The sequence below is a fragment of the Colwellia sp. KS18-150 genome, assembly GCF_057551365.1.
Map to the genome: position 1 here is coordinate 15,765 of NZ_BAAJMC010000029.1, position 17,692 is coordinate 33,456.

Consider the following 17,692-nt stretch of genomic DNA (forward strand, 5'->3'; position numbering starts at 1 on the left):
CCTTTATTATATTTTAGGTTATAAAAATTGCTATAAACGGGTAGCTCTTTACTTTTCAATATGATGTGTAAGGCCTAATCGGAACCAATACACTCAATGCCAGCATTTTAGTTATCTTATAGATTGTTTATTCGATATGAGTAACCGACTGATGTGGTTTGCGCCTCATCTCTTTCATTTCAATTGGGTAAGTTGCCAATGCTTTTATCCTTGCTAAGCTATATACTTCTTTGCCATGGCCGGAAATAAACCCTTTCACTTTTAAACCAAGACGTGCAACTTCTGACAATAAAATTTTTATCGAATGCTGATTTTCAACTAGATATCCAACTTCATAATGGTCGGGTAGGTAAATTAATTGCTCATCAGGAAAATAGGTCATCAACATAGTTTCTGCGTGTAGCATGTTCTTCAGTTCATATATTTCTAAACGTTGTGTTTTATCGGCATAAATACGCTTTTCGTTGACAATGTCAAAAGCAGGTTTAACAGTGTTATCAGGGTAAACTTCATTTACTCTTTTTGTAAGCAATGGAATGAAAGGCTTAGCGGTAATAATTTTACTGCCTTGGTTAGCATAGAAAGGTACTTGATCAAAATGGTCATGATGATGATGACTGATAGAAACATATTTGATCGGCTTATGAGGTACTAATTCTCGGAATTTGGCTATGCGACTTGCTAAGTTATAGCCAATCGCATCAACAGCCATAACATGGTCTGCAAATTCAATAAAAAGCGTATTGCTTCCGCTTCTAGTTACCCAATATAGACCTTTGCCAATAGTTTGCATACGAAGCTTTCTATCATAGGGGGTATCTTTTCCCTCTAATGTATAGCCTTCAGGAACAACAACTATTTTTTCAATGTCAGGTGAAAAGTCATAGTTGACAATGTGATAATAGAAATACGATGAATAGTAATTTTCAGGCATGTTTCTTTTTATAAAAAATGGCAATTTAAACTGCCCCACGCTTTGGTATTTACTGTAAGTGTATTCATTTAATTTACCTTTTGATAAGTACTCAATTTTAGCGATTTGAAAATTGCTCTGATCGATATAAGCCGTAATAACTCGACCAGTAGCTAATGTCATCGCAATTATGGCGTAGTGTTTTCCATTTACTTTTTCTTCGCCTAAATATCTAAGACTGTCTTTTTGATTTAGAGAACTTTTTATTATCAAAAGAGGGTTTTTAAATATTTGTTTTTCAATGTGCTTATCAAAATCACCTTGCGATTTGGATTTAAATTCATGGGTAATGTTATTGTAACTAGATTCAGTCCCATCTTTATAAAGGTATGTCTGCGAATAAAAACTCTTCATATAAGTTCTTTCGAGTTGGGTCCAATTCATTTTATTTTTGAATGAAATGATGGATAGTGTATTCCCAGGGCGATTGCTATGATAATCAGTGCCCTGATAACCATAGCCTTGGGTACGGTAGTTGGTGCTATAGTCTGTATCTGTTGATATTTTATCAAGTTCGCTAATAGCTTTTAAACCGCCGTAATAACTTACTACTTTGTCGAAAATTTTATTTGCCTTATCGACATTTTGATGAGTAAAGTTATTAGCTACGGCGGTTGAAATATTTAAAAAGAAAACAAATATCAATAATGCATGGAGCAGTGCTTTTTGCATGTTTTTTTTACCCGAAGTTGATTTTGATTATTTTATCAATAAGAAATTAAAGAGCTCTAACAGGTACATAAACTTCTATGAAGTGTTTCCCCTGAGGATGCATTTTGGGGTCATTCAGATATTTTTCAAAACAATACCTGTCGTCAGGTTGAAACCCACTATTAGGAAGCCACTCACTGTAAACTAAATCCCAAGCCAATTGATATTCTGAAGCATCAATTTCAAACTGTGCTATAGCATATTTACCGCCAGGAATTGTAGAAATGCCAACCTCTCCATTACCTTTCGTCCCCGCTGGAACTGACATAGATAAATCTGATTTAAAGTTTGCAAAGTCCGTTATTTCATGGCTGTCTCTAAATACAGTAAAGTAGTCAGTTCCAGGGCATTTGATTAAGTTCCTTGATCCTCCCCACTGTATTAACTTATTAAATATTCTTGCCCAAGTTTCTTGTTGCCCATTAGAGGGGCCAATATTCCGTATATATGCTATAGGCACTGGCTCTAATTCTTTAATTTGTATAATAACATCACTTTTTTTAATCATTGAGATTTTCCAATTACAGTTTGTTGTTGAGGAGTTAATATACATTGGAGAAATTTTGACATCTTTCCACTTTTTGCTTTCTACGTTGCAATTCTTGCTAAATTTTGAATGCCCCCCCTTTCGCCAATCAGTAGCACTCATATTGAAGTAACTCTTAAACGCCCGAGAAAATGAAGACTGTTGAGAAAACCCGCAATTTAACGATACTTCAGCAATGGATTCATCTTTGAAATACATTAAACGCCAGGCTGCCTTTTCTAACCTACTTCGATTAACATATTTATTAAGCGACTCACCCGTAATTCCTTTAAAAATACGATGAAAATGAAATGGTGAGAAATGAGAAATTTCTGCTAATTTTTCTAATGTTAGGGATTCAGAATAATGCTGCTCGATAAAATCAATTACATTATTGATTCTTTTTATATACTCTATATTGAAACCTTTTTGATTTAATTCCATAGGCCAATTTCCTATACTTTAAAAAGGTTAAGGTGGGTTATATTTGTGTAAAATACATACATAAATAATACAGGATGATTTAATCAAAGGGTGGATTAACTGTTTGAGAAACGCAAATGCGAAGTCATATTTAAGAATATATACTTCGCTTTTAGTTTTAATTCTAATATTAACAATTAGATCTATGAGTTAAAAATTGTCGCTATCTCCCAAAGCTAACGAAAACTTTATGTCAGAACTAGTTTTAAACTCTAATCCATAAGATGACTTATATTTAAAGCCATGGCTTGTATTATTGTTAAAAGGAGTATCGTAACTATTTCTAACAGCCCCTACCGATAACTCAACAAAAGGTGAAACTTTAGCTTCTAGGCCTACAAACTTTAAACGAGATGATACCCACAAGCCAGTAGAATCAAAATTTCCTGAAAACCTACTTTGCGCCAAAGCATCTGAATTCTGATTATAAGGCAATGTTGCGTTACTAAAATGGGCATTAGAATACCTTAAAGCTATTTCATTATTCATTTCCCAACTTTCGCTAATTTCAATTTCTTTACCAAGCCCAATAAAAAACTCTGGAACTATATCAACATCTTCATCGTTAACTTTTAAGCTTTTCAGTTCTTGGAATTGTGTTAACCCAAAACCTACAAATGTATAAGTATTTTCATCTTCTTTAGCCGAGGCCGTTCCACCAATTAATGAACTAATTGTAAATAATGTTGCTAATAGTGTTTTCATGACTACCCTTTTGTAATTCAACAGAACTATTTTTCGAATACTGCTTTAAATTTAATTTTGTACCAACGAACGTTATCTTTACTATAAGTTATTCATATCATTCACTCTGTATGAATATGTATCGGATTATATTTAACCTTTAACTAACCAAAACAGATAGATTACGCAATTATTACCAATACAGTATGCTTTCTTTACATGTCAATCAGAGTTAATGTGACGAAGTGGACTTTTCTACTGGCTAAAAGGAAAAACATACTTATAGTTTATTCAATCGTTTTGAGTTGACGTAATGAAACATCGCACGGCTGAAATGTTCGGCCGAGCCTTCCGCATAAATTTCAAAAGCTTCCCTTCTTTCAGGAACATCGACTAACTCTTGAGCTAATTTTGTAAATTCATCCCTTCAAGTCCTCTAAGTAACATTAATGCGTTAATGTTATTTATTTTCAACCATTACAAAACGTCAAGGTCAACAAAAATCTAGGGGCTGTTGATCTTTGTTTGAATTTTGTGCGTAAGTGACAATCTCGTATAATTCGCCAAAACCAAACTAAACGAGATTGTCATGCCCCGATTAATGCTCACTGATGAGCTGTGGTCGAAACTAAAAGCTATATTGCTTGAAGATAGAGTTTATAACAAGCTTGAACACCGACAAACGCTAGAAGGAATACTTTATCGCTTACGTGTAGGTTGTCCGTGGCGTGATTTACCTGAATGTTTTGGTTTGTGGAATACTATTTATCGTCGTTTTCTTCTTTGGTCAAGAAAAGGCATATTAATGAGGTTGTTTAAAACGTTAGCTAAAAAATAGCGATACAGAATGGGAATTTATTGATGGTAGTTATGTTAAAGCTCATCAACATAGTACAGGCGCGGCTTCAGAGCATGAGCAAGCAATCGCCTTAAGTCGAGGCGGCAACACCAGTAAGATTCATTTAGCCGTTGATAGTTATGGATTACCGATTGAATTTATTATTACAGGTGGTGATGTTCATGACAGTAAAGTGGCAAATGATTTAATTGAATTGTTACCGCAAAGCGATTTTGTCGTAGCAGACAAAGGCTATGATAGTGAAGCGATTAGAAACAAGATTCGTGAACAAAACTCAAGCCCTATAATACCTAGGAAGCAGAACTCGAAAGCAGGAAATGGTGATATTGATTGGTGTTTGTATAAATACAGACACTTAGTTGAAAATGCCTTTGCAAGGCTGAAGCACTTTCGTGCCATAGCGACACGATACGACAAATTAAAATTACAGTTTGAAAGTATGCTGGCTCTAGCATGTTCAATGATTTGGCTGCCAATGTGAAAGATCAACAGCCCCTAATTAATAATAGGAATTTCTATAGGTAAAGATATGCTGAATTTCGCCCCCCCAAGTTCAGAGTCAGTCACATCAATCTGTCCTTGATGCAATTTAACAATTTGGGAAGTTATTGCCAAACCTAACCCAAACCCTTCCTCTCCTCTTACAGGGACAGATTCCGATTGAACAAACGGTTTAAAAATAGCTTTCTGTACGTGTTTAGGGACTCCGTGACCATCATCCTCTACTATAATTAACACTTCATTTTCTATTTTTTCACATTTAACTACTATCTGAGCTTTTGCGTATCGAAAAGCATTATTAACTAAATTATTTATAACTTTAGTTAACGCTTTTTCGTCAAAAAAACAATATGCCTCCGTGTCGATACTACGAATAGAAACTAGTAAATCGGTATTATCGACTTTAAGTCCAGCTCTCCAACGTTTTAAAAACTCTGGAACAGATTGACATTCAAGATGAAGCGGTAGCTTACTAATTTCTGCACGAGCATATTCCAATAATTCTGAAATTAGATTATTTAGCTCGTCAACATCTTCATTTATACTTTTAATTGACGTAGACAACTCAATATCGTTCTTTAAACTTTCAATGTATTCCAGTTCAAATTTTATCCGAGTTAAAGGAGTACGTAGTTCGTGTGAAACTGTATTTACCATGTTTTTTTGAAAAGACAATAGTGATTCAATTTGCCTAGCCATTTTATCGATAGAATGATTTAAGTTCCCTAAAGTGCCGAATTTACTCAAAGCTACTTTGCTGCTAAAATCTCCCTCACCAATGTTTTTGGTTGCATTTGTCAACTCTTTTATTTTAGCTTGCAACCACAATGCCCATAATATCAAAGCTAGAATAAAAGCTATGTATAACGAAAGATCAATTATTTCTCTAATACTTTCATACTCACCTTTTACAGGATCAGGAATAATCCTTACTGCCTTGTCATAACCAACCAGGCCTTTGTACAAATCATTCCCTGTCATATAAACTCCACCATTGCGTAAGCTTTGCTTTTGGCTATTTAACAGTACCAATTCTTCAATTTGGACTAATTTGTAATGGACATTTGAATGTTCATTCAGCTTTGATAGAAATTTGTCCCACTTGTTTTCAGGTTTATTAAGTAATGTTTCATCTAAAAAAACGAAAGCACTCGCTAAATCATTAACGTACTCAGAAACTCTTGCATTAGGCGCGATAATATCAACAACAGCATCACCAATGCTCTCATTAAAAACAGTGAAGATTAAAATACAAAAATACAACGGAAAAAAAACTCTTAACATACTTCATTTGCCTTTAGGAAATTAGTCCCAACTATCGGAACTTAATACGTACCCTTTACCTCTAACAGTAACTATTTTATAAGGGGTGCTAGTGTCATCAAGCAGTTTTTTTCTCAAAGAAGCAATTTTCATGTCAATGGTTCTGTCTAATCCGTCATATTCTATTCCCCTCAAGCTTTGCAATAATTGATCTCTTGAAATGATTTGATTGGCATGAGTGACTAAAATCCACAAAACATCAAATTCTGAACTAGTAACCTTAATTTCTCTGTCTTGAAGTTTCACCCTTCTCTTAATTTTATGAATAGACAATTGGCCAATCTGTAATTCATTTGGGCTAAATTCTATTGTTTTAGTAGTTTCAGCGATTATTTGTTGCTTGCGTAAAAGTAATTGAACTCGTGCTAATAACACACGCGGATGAATTGGTTTTACAACATAGTCATCTACACCTAACTCTATACCAATCACTTGGTTCATATCGTCGTCGCTAGCCGTAAGCATTAATATATCTCCTCTAAAATGAGGCATTACTTTACGACAAACTCCAAAACCATCTAGCCCAGGTAAATTAAGATCTAAGATAACTATCTTAGGCTGTAGATCAATAATGATATTAACTGCCTCAGCGCCATTCTTTTCGACCTCGACATAGTAACCCTGTTGCTTTAAATATCTTTGGACTTGATAGCTGATCTTATGATCGTCTTCAACAACCAGTATATCCAAAATTGAATTATTCAATGGCAACCCCTAACTGATTAATTTATTAATGACCATATTTATTCTCAAAGTATTCAATTAAAGGTTTCATTAATTTCTCACCTTTATCGCTATTAGTTAGTATAACAACTCCAAAACCTTCCTTGTTTAACTTAATTAGAGATCGAAATCCTTCATTATTCCCTGAATGCCCAAAATAACCATTATCAAAGAGCTCTACACCGATACCGTATTTTTCATTAAGTGTTGGCGTTAGCATGCTAGAGGCCTGCTCTGACGATAGTATTTGTGTATCACCTTTTAAAGCCAATTGAAATTCAATCCCTATCTTCGCTAAATCTTTAGCATTAGTCCAAAAACCTGCTGCAGCTAATTCTGGATATAAGTGATACTGCCCTTGAATGGGGGTACTTCCCTGTACATGACCGCTACTAACATCAAAAATGTTTTCTATATTAACTTGCTCAAAAGAAGAGTTTGTCAAACCAAAAGCTGTATTTATGTGCCATTCCATAAAACTTTGAAACCCATCACCAGCAACTTCTTCGACCAGCTGTTGAATGGCCGAATAGCCACCTCCTGAATATCGCCATTTTTTATTTGGTTCAGAAGTTACCTCAACTCTATCGGTATTTGTAATTTGACTGCCATCTAATATTTGTAATAAAGAAGGTGTTGGCACTTCTTTACTATAGCCAGGAAAGCCTGAAACATTAATTCCTGCGGTATGTCTAAGGAGTCCTTCAATGGTCACTTTGTTGTTTTCAGTCAATCCGTTTTCACGTAAATGCCATTCAAACAGCGAAGTACTGATATCTGTATTTAAACTTAATTGTTGCTCTTCTGCCCATTTCAAGATAGCTAAAGCAGTAACAAACTTACTAATTGAGGCTGCTTGAAATACTGTTTCCTCCGTAACTATTTCAAAAGTTCCCTTGTCTTTAGCACCTAAAGCTAGCACTTCTGAAATCTCATAATTATCAATAACTACAACGCTTACACCAGGAATATCTAATTTAGAAATCATGGCTTCTATATCGCTTACTGTATTGTCGCTTGGCGTTGTATTGACATTTGGCCCACTATTTCCGCCACATCCAAATATAACCAACGAAATAAAAATGAAAATAGTTTTGAATAAAAATGATTTCATGAGCTATTAATATGTAATGAATTTAAATGAATTATACTTTTCCAGTTACAACTTTATGAGTATCGACTAGTATCGAATTGTAATACATTGTATTAACACTCTGAATGCAATGCATGTTGATATATAGATGATGACAAGGAAAGAAAGCTATTCTGTTTAGAATAGCTATTAAACAAAAAGCACAACATTGTCAAAAGAAAATGCAGTGCTTAGCTTATATAACGACCTGAAGGTGCGATTTAGGCATTATAGTGAAGTCAAATATGATATTGCCCTTTCAATAGCTGAGTCTTCCATATTTTCTCTATCTTCAAGTGTAAAGAATGGTATTAACATCCCCTCCGAGACTGGATAACCCAGTCCTTCGTACGATTGGCTGTTTTCAGCAACAGAACCGTTACTATCTGCAAATTTAATAACTTCATTGCTTAAGCTAAAGTGCCAACCATTAGGTAATTTTTTCCATAACTCACTAGAGAAGTTACCCCTTGTATTTTCGCCAATTCTAACCGTATTATCTTTTAGAGATAAGTAACCCGTTAGCGTTTCAGCAGCACTGCCCGTCAAACTACTTGTTAAAACGACAATATCACCACGAAATATTTTGCTCTGTTCAGCAGGTGTTAATGTAATGATTTTAGGCTCTGTAAAAGCCAAATGGTCAATATCATCGTCAAATAATCGCACTTGAATTGTTGCGGCTTCTTTCGGTGTATCGATAAAGTGACTTGCAATTATCGCTGCAACATCGTCGTAGCCACCACCATTAACACGTAAGTCTATGATTGTACTCTGTAACCCTAATGAATTAGCCTGTGTAGTAAAACGTTCCATTGAAGCAGTGACCGCATCAATATATGTTGTACCTTCTGCGGCATCGTCTGGTATAACATCAGACATACTTTGCACCAGCAAATATCCAATAGGTAAATTCTTTATTTGACCAAAAACCATGATAGCGCCTTCGTCATTGCCCTCAATTATCTCTAGCGTATTCTCATCAAGATATGACGCAATGATACCTAAATATTCCTCCAACTCCTCTTCTTGGTATTGCTCACATTCCTCTTCGCCTAACCCTAATTGTTCACACTCTTCATTTAACTGATTTGTAATCTTGTCTGGCGAGATTGAAGAATATTCTTCTTCCTCTCCATCAGGGTAGATTCTAAGTATTGAAACATGCCCATCCCCACCAACTTTTTGCTCTTTGACATTTGTTTCAGCAAAAGAAGCTAATAATTCGTTTGACAGCTCAAAAAATTCATCTTCACTTGTTTCATCTGTTATTTGCCCCGATAACTCTATATAAACATCATTCCATTGCTCTTGACTGATACCTCTTAAACCAAAAAAGGCATAAAATTCATTGAAATTATTCCATATAAGATCAAAGTTCTTTCGTGGTTCAAACAAATAATCATCAGCCCCAACAGTCGTCATAAGATTGGTATCAGAACAAAGTTCAGGTATATCTCCTTCTACACGACTAAACATTTGACCATCAATATCCAATATATGTCGAGTTTCAGTAAATATCATTGAATACTCACTTTCAAACTCGTCACGCTCGTAAGAGTTTGCGATTAAACAAGTAGGTGATGTTAAGGAAGAGTTTAAAGATTGTGTAAATTGAAACTCTGTAATATTACTATCGTCAAAATAATACATTGTGCCCACGTTTTCTGATTGCCAAGCGCCAAAATATGAATCGACATTAACGACAACCAGATCAGAGCTCGTATTATTTTTGGCATCTGCTACTAGTAATTCAAACACATACTCACCATTTATATTTGGTGTAGAAAATGTGCTGATTAAAGCGTCTGAATTTGATAGCTCTACTGAACTAGGTCCAGATACTTGAGACCATTTATAACGACTAATGTCATTTTCTTTATCTGTTGCTGTGCCATTTAAGCCAACAACATCCTCAAAAGTAATAAATATATCTTCACCTGCATTTACTGCAGGCGCCGTATTGTATTTTTCACTTGCTGTATTACTAGAATTACAACCAACTAGAGACACTGCAAATAAAGAAATCACAAACTTTTTCTTCATACCATTTCCTTATTATTTCTTCATATTAAATTAACTTTCAGCAATACCTAGTTAAGAAAATAATGTTCTTTGAATTCAAACATGAAGTTGCACAATTTTCAGTAGGTTGCTATAAGAAATCGTAAAATAGACATAACCGCCAAAGTAGTTCTTTTATGTATAGCAATTGTATTTTTTTGTAATCGTGAGCAACTTATAGACTCAGTATCGTAGAGTGTTTAAGTATCCAAATTTGGGAAATCCAGAATGCTTCACTCATTTATTACCCACCAACACAGACTGTTTAATTTTAGCCTTTGAACAAAAAATCTTATTTTTCATCCCCTAAGAGATTGATTTTAAAGAACTGTCTGCTAAGTGTCTTGGCATTGTCCTAGTCGTAAAATCACAAATATGTACAATTCAAATCGGCAAGTCATAAGCTTAGGAGAATAACTATGTCAGCAGCAAAAACTAATAAAAATAGCAGAGTATTGTTTTTAGATAACCTAAGAAGTTTCCTTATTTTTCTTGTGGTTGTATATCATACAGGGCTAATTTATGAGAGTAGTGGTGTAGGGGCAAGTTTCTGGATAGTGGATGATCCAAATGTCAATAACGCATCAGGTTTGGTTAACCTCGTAATTGACATCATTGTCATGCCTTGTATGTTTTTCATTGCCGGATATTTTATGCCGAAATCATACAAAGGGTCATTACGAAATTTTACTAAGAACAAGGTAAATCGCTTACTATTACCTTGGTTTATTGCCATTATTTCGTTAGTACCCATTTACAAGTTTATATTCATAAAAAGCAGAGGGTTAGAGCAAGAATCTTTACTAAGCTATTTTCATCTATACAACGGAGTAATTAGCCAAAGTTGGCTTTGGTTTTTGCCTGTACTGTTTGTTTTTAGTTTTACGTATGCTATTTACAAAAAATCAAACATCAACATACCCCAAATAGGCACGAATAAGCTCATAATGATTATGATAGTGATCGGAATAATCAACAATGTATCGTTTGTTATATTTGGATGGACAGGTTGGACGAAGACATGGTTTTTAGACTTCCAAAACGAAAGGGTTATTGTCTATGCAATGATGTTTACGCTAGGAATTCACTTTTTTAACAAAAGCATTTTTAATGTAAAACCAGAAAAATCTAAGCTCTATACCATAATTAGCAGTATGATTTGGTTGCCTATTACATTATATATTGGCCTTATTATATACAGTCTAGTTAAACCAGGCGACTACTTAGTTAGTGGCTTAGTTGATCAGGTACTCGTTAGAAGCTTTTACCATATCTCTCTATTTTCACTATTATATTTGTTAGTCCAATCATTTAGGCTCTATTTCAATCGTTCTAACGCTATATTGGCAATCCTGAATGCAAACTCTTATTCAGTATACATTATTCATACAGTTGTGATCGGTGCTATTGCACTACCATTGATGTCAGTTTCGCTACCTTCAATAGCAAAATACTTATTAGTCACTTTCACTGCGTATTTTATATCTAATTCCATTATTTGGGGCCATAAGAAAATCTTTATTCGGGTCTAAATTTCTCTTTATATTCCTCAATAAAATGATCTAACATTAATTTAGTAGAAACAATATGTATCTTTATATGAATATTCTTGTGAAGAAAATGAGATTGAAGAAGAATTGGTCTCAAGAACAATTATCCCTTTTTGCCGGTTTAAATGTGAAAACGATACAACGAGTAGAACGTGGCGATAAAGTGAGCCTTGAGACATTAAAGTCTCTCGCTTCAACTTTTGAGGTCGATGTAGAAGTGCTTTCAATCAAGCAAAGCAAACCTGAAGAACAAACAGAAAGTGACCAAAATAAAGACATTGAAGAACGGAAAGCTTTCACATACGTTAAGAACATTAGAGATTTCTATATTCATCTATCAGTGTTCTTCTGTATAAATATTGCATTGATACTAATGAACTATTCTATATCCCCAAATATCATATGGTTTATTTGGCCCCTTATAATCTGGGGTGGCGCAGTATTAGTTCATGGTATGTATACTTTTGAAGTATTTTCAATGTTTTCCGCTGAGTGGGAGTTGAAACAAGTAGAGAAAAGACTTGGAAGAAAAATTTAAGGGTTTACAGAAAAACAGGTAGAAGCATCAGATTTAAGGGAGTCATCTTTAAGTTCAAGCGGAAACGTTGACTGCTCATAAGTGTTCCTCCGTTGCTCAAGAATAGACTAAATTTGTCTATTTAACTGGGGGAATTCCACTTAGTGTAGTTGGGAGACCATGAAACTAGAGCAACACTACATTACAGACATTAGTTTGTATAAAATCATTAATATGCTGGGGTTATTTTAGCCTGAAATCACTATATGCTTGAAGGACTCATATAAGTTCATGCTGTCATAGATATTCGGTTGTGTGAATAGAATTCAAATCTAAAAGATGTTTTTGAAAGATTGCTTTCTATAATTGCATTTAAAACTTCTAACTCTTTCCATTTACGCATGACTTTCCTAGTACATATGACTCCATTTTAAACGATAAACTGCATTTGGCTAAAGTAAGTGAGGAACGAACAAAGAAACTAACTGTAATTTGTAGGACTTGAAAACCCTTATTAGGTTTTCTATTCACCGACATGAATCTTTAGCAAAATCTCACTACCATCTGGATTTTGAACTATCAACGGCAATATTTCACCTACCTCTTTATTCATTAGTTTTTTTGCCTTATCCGCAGGGCAACTAGGGATTTTGCAACCATCAAGCTTAATAAGTAATTGACCAACTTTAACTCCAGCCTTTTCTGCTGGTGAGCCAGAATGAACTTCATCAATTTTAAACTCAATTATTTCAGGACTAAAGAATCCATCAACAGACACTCCTGCAGCAATCCCAATTTTTCCTTCTGCGAAAGCACCAAATGCTAAAAACAAACTTACTAATATAATTCAAAAACTTTACTCCCTTAAAAATTGGTGTTACCCATCAAAAGTAGACACCTTAACTATGCGTATTGTTGCTCAAATTGCATCGGGCTCAAATAGGCTAATGTCGAATGTGCCTTACGCGGTTATAAAATATTTCAATGTACTCAAAGATACTGGGTTTTGCCTCTTCAATCGAGTGGTATTGTTCACCGAAGGCCAACTCTACCTTGAGACGACTAAAGAACGATTCCATTACCGCATTGTCCCAGCAGTTGCTCCTCCTGCTCATGCTCGACACCGCTCCTATCGACTCGAGTAACCCTTGATATTGAACCGCTCTGTACTGCACACCTCTGTCTGAGTGGACGATTAACCCTGGCGCTATGTTTCGCCTATCAATAGCCATCTTCAGAGCATTGGTAATGAGTTTTTCCGTCATCGTGCTATCTAATGACCAACCAACGATGGCACGTGAATACAAGTCCATGATTGTGGTCAAGTATAACCAACGACCGCGTAGCCGAATATAAGTAATATCCGAGACCCACTTCTCGTTAGGGTGAGAGGCTGTGAATTGTCGGTTCAATACGCTGTCAGACACGCCAAGGTTGGCGTAGCTGAATCGAGAACATCGAAAGGCTTTGCCATTTCTTGCCCTTAACTTCAGCGATTTCATGATCTGTGCGACCGTATTGAGACAACACTTGATTCTTTGTGCGTTCAACTCTCGTACTAGCCGTGGTGCACCATAGCGCTGCTTAAACTGACTGAACAACTCAATGGTCTTATTCTGCAATTGCTTGTGACGTAGGGCTTTGTTACTAGGCTTGCGCCCCACAAAACGGTAATATCCCGAGCGTGAGACCAATAAGGCCTTGCACATAATTGTGATACGGTACTGTGAGCGAAACTGCTGAATAAGGGCGTACTTTACTCTTGGTTTTTCGCAAAGTACGCAGCTGCCTTTTTTAAAAAAGCATTATCTTCTTGCACATCCGCTAACTGTCTTTTCAACCGTTTCATTTCGTCGGAATCATCTTTTTTAAACTGAACACCATTAACTGAGCTGAACTGCTTATCCGTTAAACGACTAAACTGTCGACGTCAGTTGCAGATTTGTTGGGCAGAAATACCAAGCTCATCAGCGACTGAGCCATTGGTATTACCTGGCATATCGGCTCGACGAACCGCCTCTTTACGAAACTCTTCGGTATAGGATTGTTTTTTCTTTTTACTAGTCATGTATCACCTCTGTTCTAACTATAAGAGATGTCCACTTTTTTTGGGTAAGTTCTAAATCTAACGCTTCAACAAATTGCGAATTAGTTTGGCAGTTTTCTTACGCTCTTTACAATAACAAATGACAAATTGATTCGTTACTTCAATTGATATCGTCTCGCTCCTTGCACGATGCAGTTGCGACCATTTTTCTTTGCAAGGTACATTGCTTGATCTGCAATCTCTATGACTTCTTTCAGTTTTGAATTTGAAATTTGTGATGTAGTAGCAAAACCAACACTAACAGTACATTGGACTATCGAGTTTTTTTCTGAAATTTTTAAATTTTCAACCTGCTTCCTAATCATTTCTGCATGTTTTTTCGCATCGACACTATTCATGTTAGGTAATATTACTGTGAATTCCTCCCCCCCAGTCCTACCAAAAATATCTTCTTCTCGTTTGTGTTGAAGACATACTTTGCCAAACTCTTCTAATACTATGTCACCTACAGCGTGTCCGTAATTATCATTTATTGATTTAAAATTATCGATATCAAGAACCATAACTGTATACACTGCACCGGTTCTAGATGCTAGTGAAGAATATGACTTTCCATATTCCCAAAAAAAGCGTCTTGTCAAAAAGCCTGTCATATCATCATACATCGCTATTTTACGAATTTTCCGTTCTAAACGATGAATTTTGAAAAATTGTTTGAGAAATAATGTTGAGATCGAAGGTGTGACTATTAAAGAAATGATTGTAGAAATAACATATGAATTCGTTGAAACTTTTGTTTCGGTAACAAGTAAAACAGTTGAAGTTACCAATGCTGAAATTAGGATTGTAAAAAGCGTCAGTAAAACAACACTCCAAAAAATTCCTATACGGATAAATAAATTGGCCATAACTAAGAAACTACCCCGAGAAAAATAAAGCAAACCATATTCTGTTTAGCCATTGGTATACTAAAAAAAAAAACTAATCGACAATTAAAAGATGTAACGACTAGATAAGGTGAAGCGAAGATCTATTGCTAAGTTTTCTAATTTCAAACGTATTGGTTATAATTAATGAACTACTCATTGTTTCGATATCCAAGAATAAATTACATTTATTTTTGGTTCTCTTCTCAAATTCTAATGACTTTCTTATGAGTCCCAAAGTTTCTAGTTAATAGCGCCCATATTTTTTTGTTAATTCAGAATATTGATACTCAGAAACGGCTAACTTAGGGCGCAATGACTGTATTTCAATACTTAGCTGATTTGCCTCGTATGATTTACCGATGATATCTATCGCAATTTGTTTCTTCTCTTCATTTGTTACTTCATTTCCATCTTTCTTAGTCGTCAGCTTCTTAATTTTATTGAAGATCTTCTTAATTTCCTTGTTATTGACTTCAATTTTTGCCTCAAGCGAATTTTTGATACTCAATACAGCATAATATTCACGACCAATGGCATGTCCTTCACGAAACTTTTCAGCTAATTCAGCGGGGCAAATACCGTTATCTTGTTTACCTTTTCTTCCTTGCTTGAAGCCAGAAGATTCAGTACAAAAAGTCTTCAATCCTTGTTGATATCCATTAGCATAGAGGACTATATTGGGTTTAACTCCATGCTGAGAGCATTGTTTTTCATACCTCAAGATATGCGAAGAAAATAACCCTTCTTCAGCATTTTTTTGGCCAAGATACTGCCAGTTTGCACTTTCGCACTCTTCCTTATTCATTGTTGAGCATGCTGTGAGGAGGAAAGTAATGCTCAACAAAGTAGAAAGCCTAGTTATATACATTAAATCCTCTCTTATGATTAATAGTCTCAGTTACTCAACCTTTATAAGGAATGACACACAGCCTCACAAAAAGTAGGTAGTAATAGACGAACGTTTGACCCATTAGTAAAAAAAAGAGAGCTCTCTAAGCGAAAAATGAAAGCTCTCTACAAAAGTTTTATAAATAACAACAAGCCTCAGCTAAGGTGAGATCTTCTAATTTAGCCATTAAAACATTGTCTTACTTAGATCTAATTACTCTTAGCATAGTAAGGTAACTTATTTACATTAGTTAATTGAGTACTTCTTTAGACAGGTCAGCTCTGCATTGAGAGTCCCGTATAGGAAGAAAACTATTATCAATCATGAAATCGAAGTTTCACTATTTACTTTCGAATGTTTCAATTGAATTAAATAGTGTAAATTAGACCATTTAGGCTTGTTCACTTTCCGAGCCACGACTCTTGTCCGTTGATTCTTTAAAAAGAGCACAAAACCAAAACACCCCAAAGCTTATAAGAAGTAAACCTAAGCCACCTAAAAAAGTACCAACACTAACTAGGTAATCCATTGTATATATCCTTAAATTATTCGTTGATAACGATTAATCGAAATAAAGACAAAGAAGCATTCATTTATTTGAGTTAGTAATACTGTCTCATTGCTTCTTTGAAAAATATTCCAAAGTTGATTTGTTAAAACTGATAACCGACGCCTAAGGCTAGTGTATCAGTAGTCAACTGATTCATATCGAGATACTGATACCCTACATTTATCTTTAGATTATTTGACCACTGATATTGCCAACCTAGCTCCGCGTAGATTCCAACATCTTTTTCTTCAAGAATTACTGAATGGTTATTTTTTAAATCATAATCGAACCGCTGACCTCCTAATTTTCCATATAGGAAGTGGTTGTCATCTATCGCGTAATCGTAACGAACAGCTACAACAAAATTCTTATAATCTAAATCGCTATTAAACTTACGAAAAGAAGTCCCATCATCATTTGTACAACTATCACCATTAGAAAACTGTTCATCTTTACAATCCCAATCATCCACGTTTTTCCCTTGATTTAACCCAATTTCCAGTGCCCATCCTTCCGCAAAATAATAGTCTGCATAGATACCTATCTGTGCCACTCCATCATTACTTACTTTATACATATCATGTTCAAAGCTACCTATAGATACTTGAGCACCTACATTATAGGTTCCAGAGCTTGGAACTTCTGCTGCATTTGTTTGTGACCCGAAAGTGCAAAGCATCATTAGAGGCAATATGGCTAATTTTTTCATAAATTAATTCCTATCATGTGTGATTCAACAGAACTAAACTAAGTTCCTTTTCAATAGTAGTAATACTAATACTCATGATTATTGAAAAAAAATAGGAAGGGAGGAATGGGACTTTATTGTGACGAAATGGCAATGATACTTTGTATAGTTATACTTCTATTTATATTGATCAGTTTTAGTGAACTTAGATATTTGAAAAATGGAGTACTATGCAGTTATTTAGCTATAAAGAGACAAAACAAACAAATATAAATTATACTGTTCAAATATAAAAAGAAACTGCAATATTAGCAACAGAACAAATTTACAGCGCTTCGAAAGTCTCAATGTCATTATGCATTACGATTATAGCTAGAAGCCAAATTCTAAGCTGAACAAACACTATCAAATTAAATCAATTTGATACTACTAATGATGATCGCTAGTAGAGTAAAAACAAGATTCCTTTAAAAAACCTTAATTTAGTTAAACAGAACTTTTGTCATGGTGTAGGGGAAAATTGAGCTAGGTTATCACTTTCAT

17 protein-coding genes are annotated in these 17,692 nt (G+C 34.9%); 3 read left to right on the forward strand and 14 right to left on the reverse strand.

All coding sequences use genetic code 11. The features are described from left to right. Positions 1 to 127: 127 nt before the first annotated feature. From AC27IF_RS19045 to AC27IF_RS19055, 3 genes are all read right to left on the reverse strand, one after another. Positions 128 to 1,645, reverse strand: coding sequence for a hypothetical protein (locus tag AC27IF_RS19045; RefSeq protein WP_487055937.1), 1,518 nt, complete (start codon positions 1,643 to 1,645; stop codon positions 128 to 130). A 46-nt stretch (positions 1,646 to 1,691) separates the two neighbouring features. Beyond that, entirely contained in the window at positions 1,692 to 2,654 is a 963-nt protein-coding gene (locus tag AC27IF_RS19050; protein WP_487055938.1) for an AraC family transcriptional regulator, read from the reverse strand. A gap of 189 nt (positions 2,655 to 2,843) precedes the next feature. Continuing rightward, complete coding sequence (locus AC27IF_RS19055; protein ID WP_487055939.1) at positions 2,844 to 3,398, reverse strand: hypothetical protein; 555 nt, start codon at positions 3,396 to 3,398, stop codon at positions 2,844 to 2,846. Between the two features lie 568 nt (positions 3,399 to 3,966). Between AC27IF_RS19055 and AC27IF_RS19060 the strand changes: the two genes are divergently transcribed. Further along, a protein-coding gene (locus AC27IF_RS19060) for an IS5 family transposase (RefSeq protein WP_487055940.1) occupies positions 3,967 to 4,717 on the forward strand; the annotation gives its coding sequence in 2 pieces (ribosomal slippage) (positions 3,967 to 4,203 and positions 4,205 to 4,717; 750 coding nt in all). Between the two features lie 14 nt (positions 4,718 to 4,731). Here the strand turns inward: AC27IF_RS19060 and AC27IF_RS19065 are convergent. From AC27IF_RS19065 to AC27IF_RS19080, 4 genes are all read right to left on the reverse strand, one after another. After that, positions 4,732 to 6,021, reverse strand: a complete 1,290-nt coding sequence (locus AC27IF_RS19065) for a HAMP domain-containing sensor histidine kinase (RefSeq protein WP_487055941.1) — start codon at positions 6,019 to 6,021, stop codon at positions 4,732 to 4,734. A 21-nt stretch (positions 6,022 to 6,042) separates the two neighbouring features. Next, positions 6,043 to 6,765, reverse strand: a complete 723-nt coding sequence (locus AC27IF_RS19070; RefSeq protein ID WP_487055942.1) for a winged helix-turn-helix domain-containing protein — start codon at positions 6,763 to 6,765, stop codon at positions 6,043 to 6,045. 25 nt (positions 6,766 to 6,790) lie between these two features. Further along, complete coding sequence (locus AC27IF_RS19075; protein WP_487055943.1) at positions 6,791 to 7,897, reverse strand: serine hydrolase domain-containing protein; 1,107 nt, start codon at positions 7,895 to 7,897, stop codon at positions 6,791 to 6,793. A gap of 246 nt (positions 7,898 to 8,143) precedes the next feature. Beyond that, complete coding sequence (locus tag AC27IF_RS19080; protein WP_487055944.1) at positions 8,144 to 9,961, reverse strand: PKD domain-containing protein; 1,818 nt, start codon at positions 9,959 to 9,961, stop codon at positions 8,144 to 8,146. Between the two features lie 437 nt (positions 9,962 to 10,398). On the opposite strand from AC27IF_RS19080, the gene AC27IF_RS19085 reads away from it, so the two are divergent. Both AC27IF_RS19085 and AC27IF_RS19090 read left to right on the forward strand, forming a co-directional pair. Next, positions 10,399 to 11,511: an acyltransferase family protein gene (locus tag AC27IF_RS19085; RefSeq protein WP_487055945.1), complete on the forward strand. Its 1,113-nt coding sequence runs from the start codon at positions 10,399 to 10,401 to the stop codon at positions 11,509 to 11,511. An 88-nt stretch (positions 11,512 to 11,599) separates the two neighbouring features. Continuing rightward, entirely contained in the window at positions 11,600 to 12,067 is a 468-nt protein-coding gene (locus AC27IF_RS19090; RefSeq protein WP_487055946.1) for a 2TM domain-containing protein, read from the forward strand. A gap of 502 nt (positions 12,068 to 12,569) precedes the next feature. Here AC27IF_RS19090 and AC27IF_RS19095 read toward each other — a convergent pair. From AC27IF_RS19095 to AC27IF_RS19125, 7 genes are all read right to left on the reverse strand, one after another. After that, complete coding sequence (locus AC27IF_RS19095; RefSeq protein ID WP_487055947.1) at positions 12,570 to 12,878, reverse strand: PDZ domain-containing protein; 309 nt, start codon at positions 12,876 to 12,878, stop codon at positions 12,570 to 12,572. A gap of 112 nt (positions 12,879 to 12,990) precedes the next feature. Next, complete coding sequence (locus AC27IF_RS19100) at positions 12,991 to 13,791, reverse strand: IS3 family transposase (RefSeq protein ID WP_487055962.1); 801 nt, start codon at positions 13,789 to 13,791, stop codon at positions 12,991 to 12,993. Between the two features lie 185 nt (positions 13,792 to 13,976). Then, the gene (locus AC27IF_RS19105; protein WP_487055948.1) at positions 13,977 to 14,114 is read right to left on the reverse strand and encodes a transposase; all 138 of its coding nucleotides are present in this window, start codon (positions 14,112 to 14,114) and stop codon (positions 13,977 to 13,979) included. 134 nt (positions 14,115 to 14,248) lie between these two features. Next, positions 14,249 to 15,001, reverse strand: a complete 753-nt coding sequence (locus tag AC27IF_RS19110; protein ID WP_487055949.1) for a GGDEF domain-containing protein — start codon at positions 14,999 to 15,001, stop codon at positions 14,249 to 14,251. Positions 15,002 to 15,266: 265 nt separating this feature from the next. Continuing rightward, on the reverse strand, positions 15,267 to 15,827 hold the full coding sequence (locus AC27IF_RS19115) for a DUF2799 domain-containing protein (RefSeq protein WP_487055950.1): 561 nt from the start codon (positions 15,825 to 15,827) through the stop codon (positions 15,267 to 15,269). A gap of 475 nt (positions 15,828 to 16,302) precedes the next feature. Next, positions 16,303 to 16,440, reverse strand: a complete 138-nt coding sequence (locus AC27IF_RS19120) for a hypothetical protein (RefSeq protein ID WP_487055951.1) — start codon at positions 16,438 to 16,440, stop codon at positions 16,303 to 16,305. 124 nt (positions 16,441 to 16,564) lie between these two features. Next, a complete protein-coding gene (locus AC27IF_RS19125) occupies positions 16,565 to 17,170 on the reverse strand; it encodes a porin family protein (protein WP_487055952.1) in 606 nt (201 codons plus the stop codon). Between the last annotated feature and the right edge of the window lie 522 nt (positions 17,171 to 17,692).

What these genes read in the sequence shown, in the direction of transcription:
- AC27IF_RS19110 (WP_487055949.1), bottom strand. Translation starts at nt 15,001, where the DNA reads ATGGCCAATTTATTTATCCGTATAGGAATTTTTTGGAGTGTTGTTTTA.
- AC27IF_RS19055 (WP_487055939.1), bottom strand. Translation starts at nt 3,398, where the DNA reads ATGAAAACACTATTAGCAACATTATTTACAATTAGTTCATTAATTGGT.
- AC27IF_RS19090 (WP_487055946.1), top strand. Translation starts at nt 11,600, where the DNA reads ATGAGATTGAAGAAGAATTGGTCTCAAGAACAATTATCCCTTTTTGCC.
- AC27IF_RS19080 (WP_487055944.1), bottom strand. Translation starts at nt 9,961, where the DNA reads ATGAAGAAAAAGTTTGTGATTTCTTTATTTGCAGTGTCTCTAGTTGGT.
- AC27IF_RS19120 (WP_487055951.1), bottom strand. Translation starts at nt 16,440, where the DNA reads ATGGATTACCTAGTTAGTGTTGGTACTTTTTTAGGTGGCTTAGGTTTA.
- AC27IF_RS19125 (WP_487055952.1), bottom strand. Translation starts at nt 17,170, where the DNA reads ATGAAAAAATTAGCCATATTGCCTCTAATGATGCTTTGCACTTTCGGG.
- AC27IF_RS19075 (WP_487055943.1), bottom strand. Translation starts at nt 7,897, where the DNA reads ATGAAATCATTTTTATTCAAAACTATTTTCATTTTTATTTCGTTGGTT.
- AC27IF_RS19045 (WP_487055937.1), bottom strand. Translation starts at nt 1,645, where the DNA reads ATGCAAAAAGCACTGCTCCATGCATTATTGATATTTGTTTTCTTTTTA.
- AC27IF_RS19050 (WP_487055938.1), bottom strand. Translation starts at nt 2,654, where the DNA reads ATGGAATTAAATCAAAAAGGTTTCAATATAGAGTATATAAAAAGAATC.
- AC27IF_RS19085 (WP_487055945.1), top strand. Translation starts at nt 10,399, where the DNA reads ATGTCAGCAGCAAAAACTAATAAAAATAGCAGAGTATTGTTTTTAGAT.
- AC27IF_RS19065 (WP_487055941.1), bottom strand. Translation starts at nt 6,021, where the DNA reads ATGTTAAGAGTTTTTTTTCCGTTGTATTTTTGTATTTTAATCTTCACT.
- AC27IF_RS19105 (WP_487055948.1), bottom strand. Translation starts at nt 14,114, where the DNA reads ATGACTAGTAAAAAGAAAAAACAATCCTATACCGAAGAGTTTCGTAAA.
- AC27IF_RS19115 (WP_487055950.1), bottom strand. Translation starts at nt 15,827, where the DNA reads ATGAATAAGGAAGAGTGCGAAAGTGCAAACTGGCAGTATCTTGGCCAA.